This is a genomic window from Mucilaginibacter sp. FW306-07-L, from assembly GCF_058782065.1.
In genome coordinates this window covers 124,650-141,673 of sequence record NZ_JBYSXI010000003.1, presented here as the reverse complement: position 1 = coordinate 141,673, position 17,024 = coordinate 124,650, and the positions used below count along the sequence as shown (strand labels likewise).

The following is a 17,024-nucleotide window of genomic DNA, read 5'->3' as shown; positions in this document are numbered from 1 at the left end:
TTATATAGCTTAAATGGATAGCAATAAAAAATACTGGAAAGGTTTAGAAGAGCTAAACAGAACGCCGGAATTTGTTGAGAAAAACAAGCACGAGTTTGCCGAGCCGCTTCCGATTGAGGAAGTGCTGAGCGGTGCAGGCCTTGCTTCACGAACTCCGCGCCGTGATTTCCTTAAAGCACTGGGCTTTGGTGTGGGTGCCGTTACACTGGCTGCCTGCCAAAAAGTGCCTGTACATAAATCAATACCATACCTTATTAAACCTGAAGAGGTTACCCCGGGTGTGGCCAACTACTATACTTCAACCTATAATGGCCACGCCATATTGGTTAAAACCCGCGAGGGCCGCCCTATTAAAGTTGAAGGTAACCCCGGCGACCTTTTAGCCGGTGGTGGTTTGAGCGCGCAGGCACAGGCTTCGGTACTTGATTTATATGATACCAACCGCCTTAAGGACCCGCAATTAAACGGCAGCGATGCAGGTTGGGATGAAGTGGATACTTTTGTTAAACAACAACTGGCGGCTGCACAAGCCGGCGGTAAAAAGATCCGCATCATCAGTTCAACGGTTCACAGCCCTTCAACCCAGGCGGTAATTAATGATTTTATTGCTAAATACCCTGCCGCGGCACACATCAATTACGATGCGTTTTCGTACACAGGTATTATACAGGCTAACCAGCAAAGCTTTGGCAAAGCGGTGTTGCCTCACTATAACTTTGATAAGGCCGACGTAATTGTTAGCGTAGGTGCAGATTTCCTGGGTTCATGGATCTCAGGCGAGGAGTTTACCAAACAATACGTATCAAACCGTGGCAGCAAGGCGCTTGAGTCTAAAAAAATGTCGCGCCACATTCAGTTTGAAAGCGGTATGAGCGTCACCGGTACTAACGCCGATGCCCGTATCCCGGTAAAAGTATCTGAAGAAGGCTTGGTATTGGTAGCACTTTATAACGCGATATCAGGCACCACGCTTCCGGGTACTAAAAAGCTGGAAAGCGCAAAAGCGCAAACAGCCGTAGCGCTTGCCGCTAAGGAGTTGCTTGCCGCTAAGGGTAAAGCGCTTGTAGTAGCAGGTTCAAACGAAGTGGCTAACCAGGTTGTGGCTAATGCCATAAACAGCCTATTAGGCAGCTACGGAGCTACTATCGATCTGGATAATCCTTCAAATCAATACAAAGGTAACGATGCGCAATTCGTAGCCTTTATAAACGAAGCAAAACGCGGTGAAGTTGGCGCAGCCATCTTTCTGAACGCTAACCCTGCTTACGATTACTTTAATCAAAAAGATGTTAAGGATGCTTTAGGTAAGATCAAACTTAAAGTTTCCTTCTCAAGCCAAAAAGACGAAACCGCTGTTTTAGCCAATGTGATAGCGCCAAACCACCACTACCTTGAATCATGGGGTGATGATAACGCGATATCAGGTTATTACACCATAGTACAGCCAACCATCAACCCGGTATATAACACCCGCCAGGCAGAGCAAAGCTTACTGGTGTGGAGCGAAAACCCGGTTACTGATTACTACGCTTACGTACGTAATAACTGGGTTAGCAACCTGCTTACTTTAGGTGGTTTATCAGGCCAGAGCGGTTGGGAAACCTTACTGCAAACCGGCTTTGTTAAAACTACACCAAAACCGGCTACCCCGGCTACAAGCACTGCCAATGTAGGTGCTGCCGCTCAACTGATCGCCTCAAACAGCGCTAAGCTTGCTGCAAGCGGTGATGATAAGGTTGAAGTTCAGCTTTACATTAACACAGCCGTTGGTGATGGTAGCTATGCCAATAACCCATGGTTACAGGAGCTGCCGGATTCGGTATCAAAAGTTACCTGGGATAACTACGCTGCCCTTGCGCCAAAATCAGCCGAGAAGATGGGCCTTTCAGAAGGCGACGTAGTAAAGATAGAGGCAAACGGCTATTCTATTGAAGTACCGGTATTATTCCAGCCGGGTCAGGCACAAGGCACTGTTTCGGTAGCTGTAGGTTACGGCCGTACACACTCAGGGCTGGTAGGTAACAACGTTGGTAAAAACGCTTATCCTTTTGCCAGCTATAGCAATGGTACTATCGGTAAAACACTGGTTGCTACTATATCAAAAACCGGTGAGGTATCGCCGCTCGCGCAAACACAAACACACCATTCATACGAAGGCCGTGATGTGGTACGTGAGGTTAGCCTAAAAGAATTTGTTAAAGACCCTGCCGCCGGTTCTGACCACGGTAAGGAGCATAAAACATACGATCTGTGGGATACGCATGAGCGCCCGGTTTATGACTGGAAAATGGCCATCGACCTTAACGCCTGTACCGGTTGCGGTGCTTGTATCGTAGCTTGTAACGTTGAAAATAATATTCCTGTTGTAGGTAAGGACGAGGTTCGCCGCCGTCGTGAAATGCACTGGATCCGTATTGACCGTTACTACAGCTTTGAGAAAAACGGAAAAGCCGCCGCTGACGAGGAAACAGGCCTGGTGACCAAGGAGAAAGAGATTGCCAAACTGGAAGATCTTGACAACGTTACCGTAGTGCACCAGCCGATGCTGTGCCAGCATTGCGACCACGCCCCTTGCGAAACCGTGTGCCCGGTACTGGCTACCGTACACTCATCAGAAGGTTTGAACCAAATGGCTTACAACCGTTGCGTTGGTACCCGTTACTGCGCTAACAACTGCCCTTATAAAGTACGCCGCTTTAACTGGTTTAACTACTGGAATGATTCACGTTTTGATAACTACCTGCAAAACGAGCATACGCAACTGGTATTAAACCCTGACGTTACTACACGTTTCCGTGGTGTAATGGAGAAATGCTCAATGTGCGTACAACGTATACAAGCCGGTAAACTGAAAGCTAAAATTGAAAAACGTCCGCTTACTGATGGCGAGATCAAAGTGGCCTGTCAGCAAACCTGTACAGCAAACGCTATCATATTCGGTAACGCAAATGATCCTAACTCAGAACTTTCAAAAGCATTAAAGAGCGAAAGAACTTATTATGTGTTACAGGAGCTTAACGTACAACCGGGTATTGGTTACCAGGTAAAGGTTAGGAACACTATTGAAAACGAATTAGCTTAATTATTACAAACAGAGATATAATATATATGGCATCTCACAGTGAATCAATAATCAGGGAACCGTTAATTACGGGCAAGAACATCACCTATGCCCAGATAACTAACGAGGTTTTACTCCCTGTAGAAAATAAACCAAACAAAGCCTGGTGGATAGGTTTTGTTGTAGCCTGCCTGGGTGCTATGCTTTGGGTAGTTAGCATCAGCCTTACCTTTTGGTATGGTTTAGGTGAGTGGGGCCTTAACAAAACCGTAGGCTGGGCTTGGGATATTACCGGCTTCGTATGGTGGGTAGGTATCGGCCACGCCGGTACGCTTATCTCGGCGGTATTATTGTTGTTCCGTCAAAACTGGCGCAACTCCATCAACCGTTCTGCCGAGGCGATGACCATCTTCGCGGTAATTTGCGCCGCTACCTACATTGTAGCGCACATGGGCCGCCCGTGGTTGGCATACTTTACTTTACCACTGCCAAACCAGTATGTACTTTGGGTAAACTGGAACTCGGCACTGATGATGGACGTATTCGCGATCTCTACTTACTTCTCGGTATCATTAGTATTCTGGTACACCGGTTTATTGCCGGATATCGCAACCATTCGTGACCGTGCAGTACCGGGCCTTCGCCGTCGTATCTATTCTATATTATCATTCGGCTGGTCGGGTTCAGTAAAAACCTGGCAGCGTTTTGAAACCGTATCGCTTATCCTCGCCGGTATATCAACGCCACTGGTACTTTCGGTACACACCATCGTATCATTTGACTTTGCAACCTCGCTTGAACCGGGATGGCACACCACCATCTTCCCGCCATACTTTGTTGCGGGTGCGATCTTCTCCGGTTTCGCCATGGTACAAACCCTGTTGCTGGTTACGCGTAAAGTATTAGGTCTTGAAAACTATATTACGATGTTCCACATCGAGTCAATGAACAAGATCATCACGCTTACCGGTTCAATAGTAGGTGTGGCTTACTTAACAGAGTTCTTCATCGCATGGTATTCAGGTGTTGAGTATGAGCAATACGCATTCATCAACCGTGCAACCGGCCCTTACTGGTGGGCGTACTGGAGTATGATGTCATGTAACGTGATCTCTCCGCAGCTATTCTGGTTCAAAAAACTACGTACAAGCATTCCATTCTCATGGGCGCTTTCAATCGTGGTGAACATCGGTATGTGGTTTGAGCGTTTCGTGATCATCGTTACCTCACTTCACCGCGATTATATCCCATCAAGCTGGGTAATGTTCTATCCAAGCTGGGTTGACGTGGGTGTGTTCATCGGATCTATCGGTTTGTTCTTTACCATGTTCCTGCTGTTCATCCGCTTCCTGCCTTCAGTGGCGATGGCCGAGGTGAAACTGCTACTGAAATCATCAAGCGAGCAGGCTAAGAAGAAGCTGATCACAGAAGGACACCTTGATCCGGAACAAGTGAAAGATTATACAGATGCGTTAAAGAAGTATGACAGTGTTGACCTGGCAGACTACCAAACAATAAAATAATGAGCAGCACTAAATTTATATTAGGTCATTTTGACGATCCGGATGATATGATGCACGGGATCGAAAAGCTACAAAAAAACAGCATACCTATTTATGATGTGTATTCGCCAATGCCTATACACGGTATCGAAGCTAAATTAGGTATCAAGGATTCTCGCTTAGGTTATGCCGCATTTTGCTTTGGCTGCCTGGGCGCAACCGTCATATTCAGCATTGTTTATTATACCCTGGTGCATGATTGGCCGATGAACATTGGCGGTAAGCCAAACTTCCCGATGCCGGTATTTGTACCTTTTACCTTTGAGTGGACCATTTTATGGACCGCCTTTGGTATGGTGTTTACCTTTTTTGCAGCTACACACCTGTTTCCGGGCCGTGCACCACGTGTAATGGATCTAAGGGCGACTGACGACAGGTTTATAATCGCAGTTGACGCTAAAGGAAACATACCACACGAGGATATAACCAATTTGTTAAAAGAAGCTGGAGCTGTTGAAATTAAGCATAACGAAAGGAAGTATGTTAGCTATGAATAAAATTAAGATATTAGGTATAACAGCCTTCTCTATCGCTGCATCAATATTAGTTACCTCATGCAAGGATAAAAGAAGTACAGGTTGGGAATATGCGCCTAATATGTACAGGCATATAGCGTATGATCCGGATCAGGCTAACCCTAACTTTGCCGATGGTAAAACCGCGCAGGTTCCACCTAAAGGTACTATACCGGTAGGCTTTACCCGTTTTGATTTTCCGAACACTAAAGGTGGTTATGATAGTGCCAGCGTTGTGGTTAAAAGCACGCTTGCTGCCAGCAAAAAGAATTTTGAGGATGGTAAAGTATTGTACCTGCATTTTTGCTCGCCATGCCATGGCGCAACAGGCCAGGGCGACGGTTTAGTGGTAGCACATGGTTACCCTGCGCCGCCATCATACTCAAAAGGGCAGTCATCACGCGGTGGTGCCATGAAAGACCTGACCGATGGTAAAATTTATCATACAATCACTTACGGTGTAAACGCAATGGGTTCTTATGCTTCGCAACTGTCGCCGCAGGAGCGTTGGAAAGTAGTAGCCTATGTTCACCATTTACAAACTTTATAATACTTTATATTAATGGGTACTCATACAAGTATTGACGAACGATACGAATTTTCAGGTAAGATAAAAACCTGGAGTTTAATAGCCATAGTTATTGGCGTGGTGGGAGTTGCCTTCGGTTTTTTGGCCGGCGGAGATTCAATACAACGCACGTTCAGTAACTTATTGCTTATGAGCTATTACTTTGCGTGTGTATGTACAGCCGCTGTATTCTTTTTAGCTTACCAATATGTGGCGCAGGCCGGTTGGTCAGCCTCTATACTGCGTGTACCGCAGGCTATGGCAAAAGTACTGCCGGTTGCCGCTGTTATCATGATAGTTGTTGCCGCCGCGGGTTTATTTACCACACATGAGGTTGTAAATGAGGAAGGCCATAAAGAAGTTATGCCCTACCTTTATGGCCACTGGGCTGCTCATGGTTTAACTGATGTTAACAGTGAGCATTATGATCCGCTTATCGCCGGTAAATCAGCATTCCTTAACATACCTGTTTTCTTTATCGTAATTGTTGGTTTAACTTTCCTATACTCCCTGTTTGGCCACCTGCTGGTTAAATACTCAACCAATGAAGATGAGTTGGGTGGAATGTTCAACTACAACAAGAGCTTTAAAATGTCGTGTATATTCCTGGTGATCTTTGGTTTCACCTTCCCGATATTCGCGTTTGACAGTATCATGTCATTAGAGGCACACTGGTTCTCTACTATGTTTGGCTGGTACAACCTTGCTGCCATGCACGTAAGCGGGTTAGCAGTAATCACCCTGATCGTATTGTACCTGCGTAACAAGGGTTACATGCAATGGGTTACTGATAACCACCTGCACGATTTAGGTAAACTGATGTTCGCCTTCTCTATCTTCTGGACTTATGTATGGTTCTCTCAGTTCTTCCTGATCTGGTATGCCAACATGCCTGAAGAAACCGTTTACTTTTACAAACGTTGGGAGCCTGAATACAAATGGTGGTTCTGGTTAAATATTGTGTTAAACTTCTTGGCTCCATTGTTACTGTTAATGTCTCGCGATGCCAAGCGTATAGGCGGCAGATTAAAACTAACCGCTACCGTGATCCTGGTAGGCCACTGGCTTGATTTTTACCTGATGGTAATGCCGGGCACTATTCACCATGAGCCGGGCCACGAAGTTCATATCTGGGATCTGTACGGCATCCAGGAACTGTTTATCGCCGTAGGTTTTGTTGGTTTACTTACTTTCTTCACATTCAATTCGTTAAGCAAGTTTAAATCACTGATCCCTAAAAAACATCCGTTCCTTGAGGAGAGCTTACATCACCACATATAAATATTGTTAACTTTGCACTCAAACTACAGAATACCAAACAAAGCAGTAAAATGGCATTCAAAAAACTTATAAATTCTAAAAAACTACTTTCGCTATTTGCGATGCTGACCCTTTTTGGCACCCAGGTGCTTATGGCACAGGTTGAATCAACAACCAAAGCCGCAGAAGGTGCTCCAGCCGCAGTTGCCAATGCCGCTGACAAACCAAGTGTATGGGCAGGCCCGTTTTATTATGTTCTGCTATTTTTAGTGGTATGTTTAGCGGTTGCCATTGTTGGTAAAATTCTGCGTGTGTACGATCTTACTAAACAGATCCAGGGTAAAAAACCAATGAACTGGAATAACATCACAGGTATCCTGTTCTTATTATTCCTGATATTTGGCTTATACGGTTCATACTGGTCATTCACCACACAAGGTGCAATGATATTGCCTTCAGCCGCTTCAGTACATGGTGAAAGCCTTGATACCATGTTCTTCATTACCTTTGGTATTACGGTTGTTGTGTTTATAGTTACACAGATATTACTGTTCGGCTTTTTGTTCCAATACCGTGGATCTGATAAGCGCAAAGCAACCTATTATCCGCATAATAACGCCATTGAAGCCGCTTGGACAATTGCCCCTGCTATTGTGCTTACCGTGTTAGTGGTATTTGGTTTTACTACCTGGAGAAAGATCACTAACAGTGTGGATGCCGAAGGTGAACCGGCCTCTATTAACGTTGAGGTAGTTGGCCACCAGTTTGCATGGGAACTGCGTTACCCGGGCAAAGACCAAAAGTTAGGTAAAATGAACTACAAGCTGGTAAGCGGTACCAACAAGGTAGGTGTTGATTTTAAGGATAAAAACTCAATGGACGATTTAATGGCCGATACACTGGTTGTTCCGGTTAATAAATCTATCCGCTTAAATATCCACGCTCAGGATGTGATCCATAGCGTTTATATGCCGCACTTCCGTGTTCAGTTAAATGCTGTACCGGGCTTACCAACTTACTTTAAATTTACGCCTACAGTTACTACTCGTGAGATGAAGGCTAAAGAAGATAATGCGAAATTTGAGTACCTGCTTTACTGCAACAAAATTTGCGGTGGCGGCCACTATAACATGCAAAAGGTTGTACGGGTAGTTACCGAGGCCGAGTACCAAAAATGGCTTGCACAGCAAAAACCTTATCTGAGCGATGCGTTGAAGAAAGAGTTACATTTTGCTGAAACAGAGCAAAAAGAAGAGAAGCCGGAAAACAGGTTAGCATTAAACAATTAATATATAGAATTAGCGATTATGTCAACATTATCAGTTCAGGATCATCACGGAGTACACCACGACGAACACGGTCACGAACATCATCATGATACTTTTCTGACTAAATACATATTTAGCCAGGACCATAAAATGATTGCCAAGCAATTCCTTATTACAGGTATTATAATGGCAGTATTTGCTATGCTATTGTCCATCCTTTTCCGGATACAGTTAGCATATCCTGATAAAGCATTCCCTTTAATGGAGACCATTTTAGGCCGTTTCGCGCCTGAAGGCCGTATGGACCCTAACTTCTACCTGTCGTTAGTAACCATACACGGTACCATCATGGTATTCTTTGTGTTAACAGCCGGTTTATCAGGTACATTCAGTAACCTGCTTATCCCATTACAATTAGGCGCACGTGACATGGCATCGCCGTTCATGAACATGCTTTCGTACTGGTTATTCTTTTTAGCGAGTTTAGTAATGATAGGTTCTTTCTTTGTTGAGAAAGGCCCTGCCGGTCCGGGTTGGACGATCTACCCACCGCTTTCTGCCTTGCCTAAAGCGATGCCCGGTTCAGATATGGGTATGACTTTGTGGCTGGTAAGTATGGTTATGTTTGTGGCATCACAGTTAATGGGTGGTATAAACTATGTAAGTACTGTATTAAACATGCGTACAAAAGGTATGGACCTTTGGAAAATGCCTTTAACTATCTGGGCTTTCTTCCTTACCGCTATATTAGGTGTATTAGCATTCCCGGTACTGGTTGCCGGTGTTGTATTGCTGATATTTGACCGTAGCGTAGGTACCAGCTTCTACCTGTCTGACATCGTATTGGGTGGCGTACCTCAGCCTTTTGAAGGTGGCAGCCCTATTTTGTTCCAGCATTTGTTCTGGTTCCTGGGTCACCCGGAAGTATATATCGTGATTATGCCTGCACTGGGTATCTCATCTGAAATTATAGCGACCAATTCACGTAAACCGATCTTCGGTTACCACGCGATGGTTTATTCACTGATAGGTATTACCGTACTATCGTTCATCGTATGGGGGCACCACATGTTTGTAACAGGTATGAATCCGTTTTTGGGTGGTGTGTTCATGATCACTACGCTGATCATCGCAGTACCATCGGCGGTTAAAACATTCAACTACCTGGCTACGCTTTGGCGAGGCAACATCCGGTTTACACCGGCCATGATGTTCGCTGTTGGCCTGGTATCATTCTTTATCTCTGGTGGTTTAACCGGTATTTACCTGGGTAACGCTGCTCTGGATATTAACCTGCACGATACTTACTTTGTTGTTGCCCACTTCCACCTGGTAATGGGTTCGGCAGCTATATTTGGTATGCTTGCAGGTGTTTACCACTGGTTCCCTAAAATGTTCGGCCGTTTAATGGACGAGAAACTGGGTTACCTACACTTCTGGATCACCTTTATCGGTGCTTACCTGGTGTTCTTCCCAATGCACTTTATGGGTCTGGATGGTGTACCACGCCGTTATTACGCTTTCACTGAGTTTGAATCATTTGAGCGTTGGTTATCAGTTAATACCTTTATTACCTGGGCCGCTATTATGGCTGCCGTAGCGCAAGTGGCATTCCTGTTCAACTTCTTTTACTCTATATTCTTCGGTAAAAAAACTACGCAGAATCCATGGGGTTCAAATACACTGGAGTGGACTACACCTGTTGAGCGCATCCACGGTAACTGGCCGGGCGAGATCCCAACCGTTTACCGTTGGCCGTATGATTACAGCAAACCGGGCCACGATGAGGACTTTATCCCTCAAACCGTGCCTTATTCTGAAACAATGAGCTCAAACCTGCCGCACGATTTTGAAAATAATCCGATCGGTATGGATGAGTACAACAAATGGACAAATACACAAAGATCTAACGAGGAAGTAAAATAAGCTTTCCTGTTTACTGATCTGATCTTATTAGGGTATCTGTACCGGAGTTATTTATTCCCTGGCAGGTACCCTAAATTTTTAGGAATTATAAATGAACAACAAAGCAAAGAACAGATTTCAGACGATAACCCTTATCACTGTTGTTTTGCTTTTTTTAACGATACTGGCCGGTGGGGTAGTACGGAGCAGCGGCTCGGGCATGGGATGCCCGGACTGGCCTAAATGCTTCGGGCAATACATTCCGCCTACTGATGCATCGCAGCTACCTAAAGATTATAAGGAGCAATACGTACAAAAGCGTGAGTTAAAAAACCAGCGTTTTGCCAAAACACTCGACTTTTTTGGCTACAACGATATGGCCAAACGTATACGTGAAGACCGCTCGATATTAATACCCGAGGAGTTTAACGCCGCCAAAACGTGGACAGAATATATTAACCGGTTGGTAGGCGCTGTATGCGGTATATTTTTATTGCTTAGTGCCATCTACTCATTTCAATACTGGCGCAGCAGTAAGCTGATTGTTATATTGAGTGTGTTAAACCTTTTTTTGGTAGTTTATCAGGCCTGGCTGGGTTCCATCGTGGTGTCAACCAACTTAGTGGCCTGGATAGTTACAGTACACATGTTACTGGCCATTGCTATATTGGCTATCAGCATAACAACTTACCATATAGCTAAAACGTTGGGCAGGCCGCGTATTCATAAAAAGGGTATTATTTACGTGATTACCGTAATAGCTTTGATGCTATCATTGATCCAAATTGCAATAGGTACAGAGGTGCGCGAAAAGATAGATTCCATATCAGATCACCTGTTAGGCGGTTACCGCGAAACATGGGTAGCAAACGCCGGCGAGATATTTAACAGCCATCGTACACTGGCCTTGTTGGTGCTGATAGTTAACGTATTGCTTTATGCATTGCTTAGGCGCAACTTTAGCCGCCACTCTATACAGCAGCAGTTTATGAGTATAACCTTTTTGCTGATTATGCTGCAGATCGTTACCGGCGTGGTGTTATCCTATTGGGCTTTGCCACCTTTCGCGCAGGCTACGCACATATTGCTGGCGAGTTTAATGTTTGGCGCGCAGTTTTATTTATTTTTGAACTTATATCGTTCAGTTGATATACAGGGGGGTAGAGTATGAAAGCGGCGGATTTTTCAAAACTGATCAAGCTCAGGCTTACTTTCCTGGTAACGTTCTCGGCTTCCATATCCTTTTTGATCGGCAGTAAGGTAAACGGTGTTATTGAATGGAAGAACTGGGTAATGCTGATAATCGGCGGTTTCCTGGTAACCTCGGCGGCTAATGGCTTTAACGAGATCATTGAAAAAGATCTGGATAAGTTGATGAAGCGCACAGCCGACAGGCCTATCCCTGCCGGGCGCATGACAACCGGGCAAGCCCTCGTGTTAAGCCTTTTTATGGGTATTTTTGGTACCTACCTGTTAGGCAGCCTCAACCCCACGGCAGGCTTTCTATCAGTATTTTCCATATTGCTGTACGCATTCGCTTACACTCCCTTAAAGCGTAAATCGCCGATAGCGGTTTTTGTGGGCGCTATACCGGGTGCATTGCCGCCGCTTATTGGTTACGTAGCCGCACGGCATAATTCCACAGGAGGCGATATTGATCAGATAGCACTGGTATTGTTCGCTGTACAGTTTGTATGGCAGTTTCCGCACTTTTGGGCTATTGCCTGGGTGTTGGATGATGATTATAAACTGGCGGGTTTCCGCTTGCTGCCTTCGGGTAACCGGGATATGGTGAGCGCAGTGTTCGCCTTTGTTTCAACTATAATTATGTTGCCGGTGAGCCTGTTGCCAACTTATTATGGCTATGGTGGTATTTACGTGGGCATCGTATCGTTGCTGTTAAGTTTGGTGTTTTTGTACCAGGGTTTTATGCTAATGCGTAACCGGGATATCAAATCGGCCAAGAGCCTGATGTATGGCTCATTTTTATACCTGCCCGTAGTGCAGTTGATGTTTTTATTTGATTTTATTGGAAAAGTGTAATGATAATGGCTCAGATACAACAAAAAGATAGAGAAGATTACATGCCAAAGAAATTTGTGATGTGGCTGATCGTGTTCGCCTCTTTCATGATATTCGCGGCATTAACAAGCGGATTTATAGTGTACGTTGGTGGTAAAGGCAGAGGGCTTAGTATAACTATGCCACCTATATTTTTATACAGCACTATAACAATAGCTTTAAGCAGCGCGAGTATGTTTTTAGCATCAAGGGCGGCAAAGCAGTTAAAATTTACCACACAGCGTATCTTTTTATGGATCACCATAGCGCTGGGTATAGCCTTTTTCGCCTTGCAGGTTAATGGTTGGAGCCAATTGGTTAATATGGGCGTTTATTTTGTAAACCCTAATGCCAGCCAGTCGTTTATATATGTGTTTACCGGTATGCACCTACTGCATATAGTGGCCGGGTTGTTGTTGCTTTTAAATTCACTGGTAGGGAGCTACCGTAATATACCACAGGTAAAACGTATCTTTTGGATGGAAATGTCGGCTATATTTTGGCATTTTGTCGATATTATATGGATTTATCTGTATGTTTTTTTACTTTTGAACCAGAAATAATTAATTCTACAAACGAGTACAAATGAGTACAACAGTATCACAAATTGATCAAGTTAAGACTACGGCCTGGGCCGGTGGTCGCTCACCTTTTTCGGTAGAGTACGGTAAAATGATGATGTGGTTCTTCCTTTTATCGGATGCTTTCACTTTCTCATCATTATTAATAGCTTATGGTGCTTTACGCTTCAGCGCGGATGCATGGCCATCAGCCGAATTGATCTTCCAATCAGTTCCGGGTATGATTGACCACGGTGCTCCGTTGGTTTTCGTAGGTATCATGACGTTTATACTCATCATGAGCTCGGTTACTATGGTATTAGCCGTTGAGGCCGGCCATCGTAATGCTAAAAAAGAAGTAGCCGGATGGATGGTAGCTACCGTTATTGGTGGTTTCATGTTTTTAGGTTGCCAGGCTTTGGAATGGGCGCACTTACACCACGAAGGTTTTTGGTGGGGTAGTATTCCGAAGGAGTTGGATCATTTCTTTAAAGACGGTATGGCTCCATCTGCTACCTATACGCAGCAGTTTGCTAACCTGTTTTTTACAATCACCGGTTTCCATGGTTTCCACGTATTTAGTGGTGTTATCATCAACATCGTTATCCTCATCAACGTATTAGTTGGTACTTACCAGCGCCGCGGCAGCTACCTGATGGTTGAAAAGGTTGGTTTATACTGGCACTTTGTAGATCTGGTTTGGGTATTTGTATTTACCTTCTTCTATCTGGTTTAATTATTTCAACTGATTTATAAAAAGAAACTATGTCACAACATACAGAAGCTCATAAACATGATGAGCACGGCCACGAAGAACACGCCTCAATGAGCCGTGGAAAAATCTGGCAAGTATTTTTTATTTTGCTTGGTATCACCGTTATTGAGTTCATCATAGCGTTATACCTGGTTCCGCACGATATTATCAATATTACAGTAGCTAACCCGATCTATATCGTTCTGACGCTGGCTAAAGCATTCTACATCGTAGCGTACTTTATGCACTTAAAGTTTGAAAAGGTAGGCCTGATCTACTCACTGGTAGTACCCATATTGTTTATTATAGGTTTGATACTTGTACTTACAAACGAAAGCCACCACTGGATCGATCTGATTAGATAATGCGTAATTCCGGCTTAGGAAAAAAACTGATAATCCTGGTGCTCATACTTGCAGTACCGGGATTTTTATATTATTTACTTACCGTTGGGGGCAAAAACCGCTACAAGGGTCTTAACTATTTTGGCCCTAAAAAGCTTTCAGGCACCTTCCATAAATTTCATGGCAAAAAGATACCTGATACCACTTATCATACCCTGCCGGATTTTAAACTGATCGATCAGGACGGCAAAACGGTATCAGCAGGCAGTTTTGATAAGAAGATATTTGTAGCCAGCTTTTTTTATACCGGCTGCCCGGATGTTTGCCGCAATATAAATGATAACGTACGCAAACTGGCGCTCAATTACCGAAAGAATGACATGGTATACTTTGTATCCATCTCGGTAGATCCACAGCATGACAGGCCCGAAGAATTAAAAAAATATGCTGCCCGCTATAAAGATGTACCCGAGGGTAAATGGCTGTTTTTAACAGGCGATACCACATCGGTATATAACCTGGCCCGGAACGGCTTTCTGGTGAACGCGCTTAAAGTGAATGATAAGGAGTTTGTATTTAGCGATAAGCTGATACTGATTGATGCCAATAAGCACATTCGTGGTTATTACACCGCTACATCAGCCCCTGAAGTAAATAAGCTGAATGATGAGATAAAGGTGCAGATAGCGGAAGAGCTGCGTAAAATTAAAGCCCCCAATTGATTTTTTAACATGAGTGATAAGTTCATATTTCGTTTTGTAGCCGCGGTATCGGTATTTGTTTTATTGGTTGTAATTATCCTCAACCGTAAAATTATACCAGCCCCTGCCGAGCTGCCATCATTCACCTACTTTTTACCGAAGCTGAACGCTATTTTTAACGGCACCTGTTCGATATTACTGTTGATCTCGTTATACTTTATCAAGCAGGGCAATATTGCCATGCACAAGCGGGTTAACATCGCGGCATTCTGCCTGTCATCTTTATTCCTGGTATCGTACATACTGTTTCATTATCTGGCACCTGAAACCAATTTTGGCGACATTAACGGCGATCATATTGTATCAGAGGCGGAGAAAGCACAGGTGGGCGGTGTACGGTATGTATACTTTGTAATTTTAATTACGCATATTATACTTGCTGCGGGTGTGCTGCCGTTAATATTACTGAGCTTTTACCGTGGCCTGCAAATGCAGGTTGAAAAACACCGCAAACTGGTACGCTGGACATTCCCGATATGGTTGTATGTTACGATTACAGGTGTGGTAGTTTACCTTATGATATCGCCATATTACCATTTTTAATTAACTTTGTTATATGAAGGCTTTTAAAGTTTTTTTTGTGGCCATGGTTGCCGGTTTAATACTGCTGAGCAGCGATGTGGTAATGGCGCAATGTGCCATGTGTTCGGCAACGGTAGAATCTGACGCTACCAATGGCGGTAACGAAACAGCCGGGCTAAACAACGGCATACTTTACCTGCTGGCCATGCCGTATATAGCGGCAGCTATAGGCGGTTTTATCTGGTATAAAAAGTATCGCCGTAAAGAAAACGTTGAGCTTAACATGCGTAACGAAAAGCTGCATCTTAATTAATTACTGCCCTCTTTTGCACAAGCGGTCAGCACTCTAATATAGCCTGATGATTAAAAAGGAAACGCTTGATTTTTTAAAGGAACTCGTCCAAAACAACAACCGCGACTGGTTTATGGCCAACAAGGCCCGCCACGACCAAGCCCGGGAGAATGTGATAGAATTTGCCGCCGCCGTTATTAAGGAAGTTGGTAAATCAGACCCCGATATTAATACGGACATCGATCCTAAAAAGTGTGTTTTAAGGATTTACCGCGACGTTCGTTTCAGCCCCGACAAAACGCCTTATAAAAAGAATTTTGGTATAACTATTCCCCGGCAAAACACCAGTGGCGGCCGAGGGTCTGAGTATTATATACAGATAGAGCCGGGTAATTCTTTTATCGCGGGTGGCTACTGGATGCCGGAAGGAAACCATTTAAAGGCGATAAGGCAGGAGATAGATTACAACGCCCAGGCTTTAAAAGAGGTTATTGACGCGCCTGAATTTATTAAGCTGTTCGGCAACTTTCGCGATCAGGAGAAGCTTAAAACCAACCCGCGCGATTACGCTGCTGATAACGAGAACATTGAACTGCTAAAGTTAAAAAGCTTTGTTGCCTGGCGTAAACTAACTGACAGCGAAGTGCAGAAGAAAGATATTGTTACCAAAACAGTATCCTTATGCAGCCACATTTATCCGCTGAATGTATTCCTGAATAATGCAATTGTTTAAACTATGAAGATAAAATACCTTTTCGCTTTCTTATTTGCCGCGTTAGCTATCCAGTCGTGCGTGGTGTTGTCGCCTAAAAAACACAAGGCCATGCTGGCGCAGATCGATTCGCTGAGCCGTCGCTCTGAAACGCTGGAAGAAGAACTATCACGCCTTAAAGGCGATTCAACCAGGTTAACCCGTGAACTGGCGGAGTTGAATGGCAACTACAAAACACTCAATAACAATTATACCGCAAGCTCAAGCAAGGTAAACCAGCTATCAAGCGATCTGCAAAAACGTGAGGCCAGGTTAAAAGAGGTAGAAGAGATACTGCGCAAGCGCGATGAAGCGACAAACGCGTTAAAGAATAAACTGCAAAAAGCATTGTTAGGATTTCAGCAAAGTGGTTTGAGCGTTGATATTCGCAATGGTAAGGTATATGTTTCCTTAACGGATAAGCTTTTATTCCCTTCAGGGAGTATCGTAATTGATGATAAGGGCAAACAGGCGCTTACACAGTTAGCCGCCGTGTTAAACAAAGAGGCAGACATCAATATTTCTGTTGAAGGGCATACTGATAACAAGAAGATCAAAAACCTTGGCCAGATCAAGGATAATTGGGATCTCAGCGTATTGCGGGCAACATCAGTAAGCCGCTTTTTAACCGAGGAGCAACATATTGACCCGGCGCGTATTACCGCAACAGGTAAAGGCGAATTCCAGCCGATAGACCAGGGGAACACACCCGAGGCACTGTCAAGAAATAGGCGTATAGAGATAGTGCTTAGTCCGAAACTGGATGAATTATACAACCTGATAACCACTAAATAATTACAGATGTGTTAAACCCGAAGAGGCCGCTTCAAACCATGAGGC

Annotated in this window: 17 protein-coding genes; all 17 read left to right on the top strand. The window is 44.2% G+C overall.

Annotation, left to right across the window (positions count from 1 at the left end; translation table 11 throughout):
* Window positions 1–13: 13 nt before the first annotated feature.
* The 17 genes from AC3WJC_RS15650 (at window position 14) to AC3WJC_RS15570 (ending at window position 16,979) form a co-directional block, all read left to right on the top strand.
* The gene (locus tag AC3WJC_RS15650) at window positions 14–3,082 is read left to right on the top strand and encodes a TAT-variant-translocated molybdopterin oxidoreductase (RefSeq protein WP_492400063.1); all 3,069 of its coding nucleotides are present in this window, start codon (window positions 14–16) and stop codon (window positions 3,080–3,082) included.
* Between the two features lie 26 nt (window positions 3,083–3,108).
* The gene (nrfD, locus tag AC3WJC_RS15645; RefSeq protein ID WP_492400062.1) at window positions 3,109–4,584 is read left to right on the top strand and encodes an NrfD/PsrC family molybdoenzyme membrane anchor subunit; all 1,476 of its coding nucleotides are present in this window, start codon (window positions 3,109–3,111) and stop codon (window positions 4,582–4,584) included.
* Entirely contained in the window at window positions 4,584–5,120 is a 537-nt protein-coding gene (locus AC3WJC_RS15640) for a DUF3341 domain-containing protein (RefSeq protein ID WP_492400061.1), read from the top strand. Before nrfD ends, AC3WJC_RS15640 begins: the two co-directional genes overlap by 1 nt.
* Window positions 5,113–5,688, top strand: coding sequence for a c-type cytochrome (locus AC3WJC_RS15635; RefSeq protein WP_492400060.1), 576 nt, complete (start codon window positions 5,113–5,115; stop codon window positions 5,686–5,688). Before AC3WJC_RS15640 ends, AC3WJC_RS15635 begins: the two co-directional genes overlap by 8 nt.
* A gap of 12 nt (window positions 5,689–5,700) precedes the next feature.
* Window positions 5,701–6,987, top strand: coding sequence for a quinol:cytochrome C oxidoreductase (locus AC3WJC_RS15630; RefSeq protein ID WP_492400059.1), 1,287 nt, complete (start codon window positions 5,701–5,703; stop codon window positions 6,985–6,987).
* A gap of 101 nt (window positions 6,988–7,088) precedes the next feature.
* A complete protein-coding gene (locus AC3WJC_RS15625; RefSeq protein WP_492400058.1) occupies window positions 7,089–8,255 on the top strand; it encodes a cytochrome c oxidase subunit II in 1,167 nt (388 codons plus the stop codon).
* An 18-nt stretch (window positions 8,256–8,273) separates the two neighbouring features.
* The gene (locus AC3WJC_RS15620) at window positions 8,274–10,160 is read left to right on the top strand and encodes a cytochrome c oxidase subunit I (RefSeq protein ID WP_492400057.1); all 1,887 of its coding nucleotides are present in this window, start codon (window positions 8,274–8,276) and stop codon (window positions 10,158–10,160) included.
* A gap of 91 nt (window positions 10,161–10,251) precedes the next feature.
* A complete protein-coding gene (locus AC3WJC_RS15615) occupies window positions 10,252–11,310 on the top strand; it encodes a COX15/CtaA family protein (RefSeq protein WP_492400056.1) in 1,059 nt (352 codons plus the stop codon).
* On the top strand, window positions 11,307–12,182 hold the full coding sequence (gene cyoE, locus AC3WJC_RS15610; protein ID WP_492400055.1) for a heme o synthase: 876 nt from the start codon (window positions 11,307–11,309) through the stop codon (window positions 12,180–12,182). The genes AC3WJC_RS15615 and cyoE overlap by 4 nt, the downstream gene beginning before the upstream one ends.
* Window positions 12,183–12,223: 41 nt before the next feature.
* Complete coding sequence (locus AC3WJC_RS15605; RefSeq protein ID WP_492400054.1) at window positions 12,224–12,763, top strand: cytochrome c oxidase subunit 3; 540 nt, start codon at window positions 12,224–12,226, stop codon at window positions 12,761–12,763.
* Window positions 12,764–12,785: 22 nt separating this feature from the next.
* Window positions 12,786–13,496 carry a cytochrome c oxidase subunit 3 gene (locus AC3WJC_RS15600; protein WP_492400053.1) on the top strand — a complete coding sequence of 237 codons (711 nt, stop codon included), beginning with the start codon at window positions 12,786–12,788 and terminating at the stop codon, window positions 13,494–13,496.
* A 29-nt stretch (window positions 13,497–13,525) separates the two neighbouring features.
* Window positions 13,526–13,879 carry a cytochrome C oxidase subunit IV family protein gene (locus tag AC3WJC_RS15595; protein WP_492400052.1) on the top strand — a complete coding sequence of 118 codons (354 nt, stop codon included), beginning with the start codon at window positions 13,526–13,528 and terminating at the stop codon, window positions 13,877–13,879.
* A gap of 38 nt (window positions 13,880–13,917) precedes the next feature.
* Window positions 13,918–14,580, top strand: coding sequence for an SCO family protein (locus tag AC3WJC_RS15590; protein WP_492400051.1), 663 nt, complete (start codon window positions 13,918–13,920; stop codon window positions 14,578–14,580).
* 9 nt (window positions 14,581–14,589) lie between these two features.
* Window positions 14,590–15,162, top strand: a complete 573-nt coding sequence (locus tag AC3WJC_RS15585; RefSeq protein ID WP_492400050.1) for a DUF420 domain-containing protein — start codon at window positions 14,590–14,592, stop codon at window positions 15,160–15,162.
* Between the two features lie 13 nt (window positions 15,163–15,175).
* Window positions 15,176–15,454: a hypothetical protein gene (locus AC3WJC_RS15580; RefSeq protein ID WP_492400049.1), complete on the top strand. Its 279-nt coding sequence runs from the start codon at window positions 15,176–15,178 to the stop codon at window positions 15,452–15,454.
* A 46-nt stretch (window positions 15,455–15,500) separates the two neighbouring features.
* A complete protein-coding gene (locus AC3WJC_RS15575; protein WP_492400048.1) occupies window positions 15,501–16,166 on the top strand; it encodes a DUF2461 domain-containing protein in 666 nt (221 codons plus the stop codon).
* A gap of 3 nt (window positions 16,167–16,169) precedes the next feature.
* Window positions 16,170–16,979 (top strand): OmpA/MotB family protein, encoded by an 810-nt coding sequence (locus tag AC3WJC_RS15570; RefSeq protein ID WP_492400047.1) that lies wholly within the window; start codon window positions 16,170–16,172, stop codon window positions 16,977–16,979.
* Window positions 16,980–17,024: the final 45 nt, after the last annotated feature.

Bases quoted from the DNA above. Each gene is read 5' to 3' on its own strand.
- AC3WJC_RS15650 (WP_492400063.1), top strand. From the start codon at position 14: ATGGATAGCAATAAAAAATACTGGAAAGGTTTAGAAGAGCTAAACAGA.
- nrfD (WP_492400062.1), top strand. From the start codon at position 3,109: ATGGCATCTCACAGTGAATCAATAATCAGGGAACCGTTAATTACGGGC.
- AC3WJC_RS15640 (WP_492400061.1), top strand. From the start codon at position 4,584: ATGAGCAGCACTAAATTTATATTAGGTCATTTTGACGATCCGGATGAT.
- AC3WJC_RS15635 (WP_492400060.1), top strand. From the start codon at position 5,113: ATGAATAAAATTAAGATATTAGGTATAACAGCCTTCTCTATCGCTGCA.
- AC3WJC_RS15630 (WP_492400059.1), top strand. From the start codon at position 5,701: ATGGGTACTCATACAAGTATTGACGAACGATACGAATTTTCAGGTAAG.
- AC3WJC_RS15625 (WP_492400058.1), top strand. From the start codon at position 7,089: ATGCTGACCCTTTTTGGCACCCAGGTGCTTATGGCACAGGTTGAATCA.
- AC3WJC_RS15620 (WP_492400057.1), top strand. From the start codon at position 8,274: ATGTCAACATTATCAGTTCAGGATCATCACGGAGTACACCACGACGAA.
- AC3WJC_RS15615 (WP_492400056.1), top strand. From the start codon at position 10,252: ATGAACAACAAAGCAAAGAACAGATTTCAGACGATAACCCTTATCACT.
- cyoE (WP_492400055.1), top strand. From the start codon at position 11,307: ATGAAAGCGGCGGATTTTTCAAAACTGATCAAGCTCAGGCTTACTTTC.
- AC3WJC_RS15605 (WP_492400054.1), top strand. From the start codon at position 12,224: ATGCCAAAGAAATTTGTGATGTGGCTGATCGTGTTCGCCTCTTTCATG.
- AC3WJC_RS15600 (WP_492400053.1), top strand. From the start codon at position 12,786: ATGAGTACAACAGTATCACAAATTGATCAAGTTAAGACTACGGCCTGG.
- AC3WJC_RS15595 (WP_492400052.1), top strand. From the start codon at position 13,526: ATGTCACAACATACAGAAGCTCATAAACATGATGAGCACGGCCACGAA.
- AC3WJC_RS15585 (WP_492400050.1), top strand. From the start codon at position 14,590: ATGAGTGATAAGTTCATATTTCGTTTTGTAGCCGCGGTATCGGTATTT.
- AC3WJC_RS15580 (WP_492400049.1), top strand. From the start codon at position 15,176: ATGAAGGCTTTTAAAGTTTTTTTTGTGGCCATGGTTGCCGGTTTAATA.
- AC3WJC_RS15575 (WP_492400048.1), top strand. From the start codon at position 15,501: ATGATTAAAAAGGAAACGCTTGATTTTTTAAAGGAACTCGTCCAAAAC.
- AC3WJC_RS15570 (WP_492400047.1), top strand. From the start codon at position 16,170: ATGAAGATAAAATACCTTTTCGCTTTCTTATTTGCCGCGTTAGCTATC.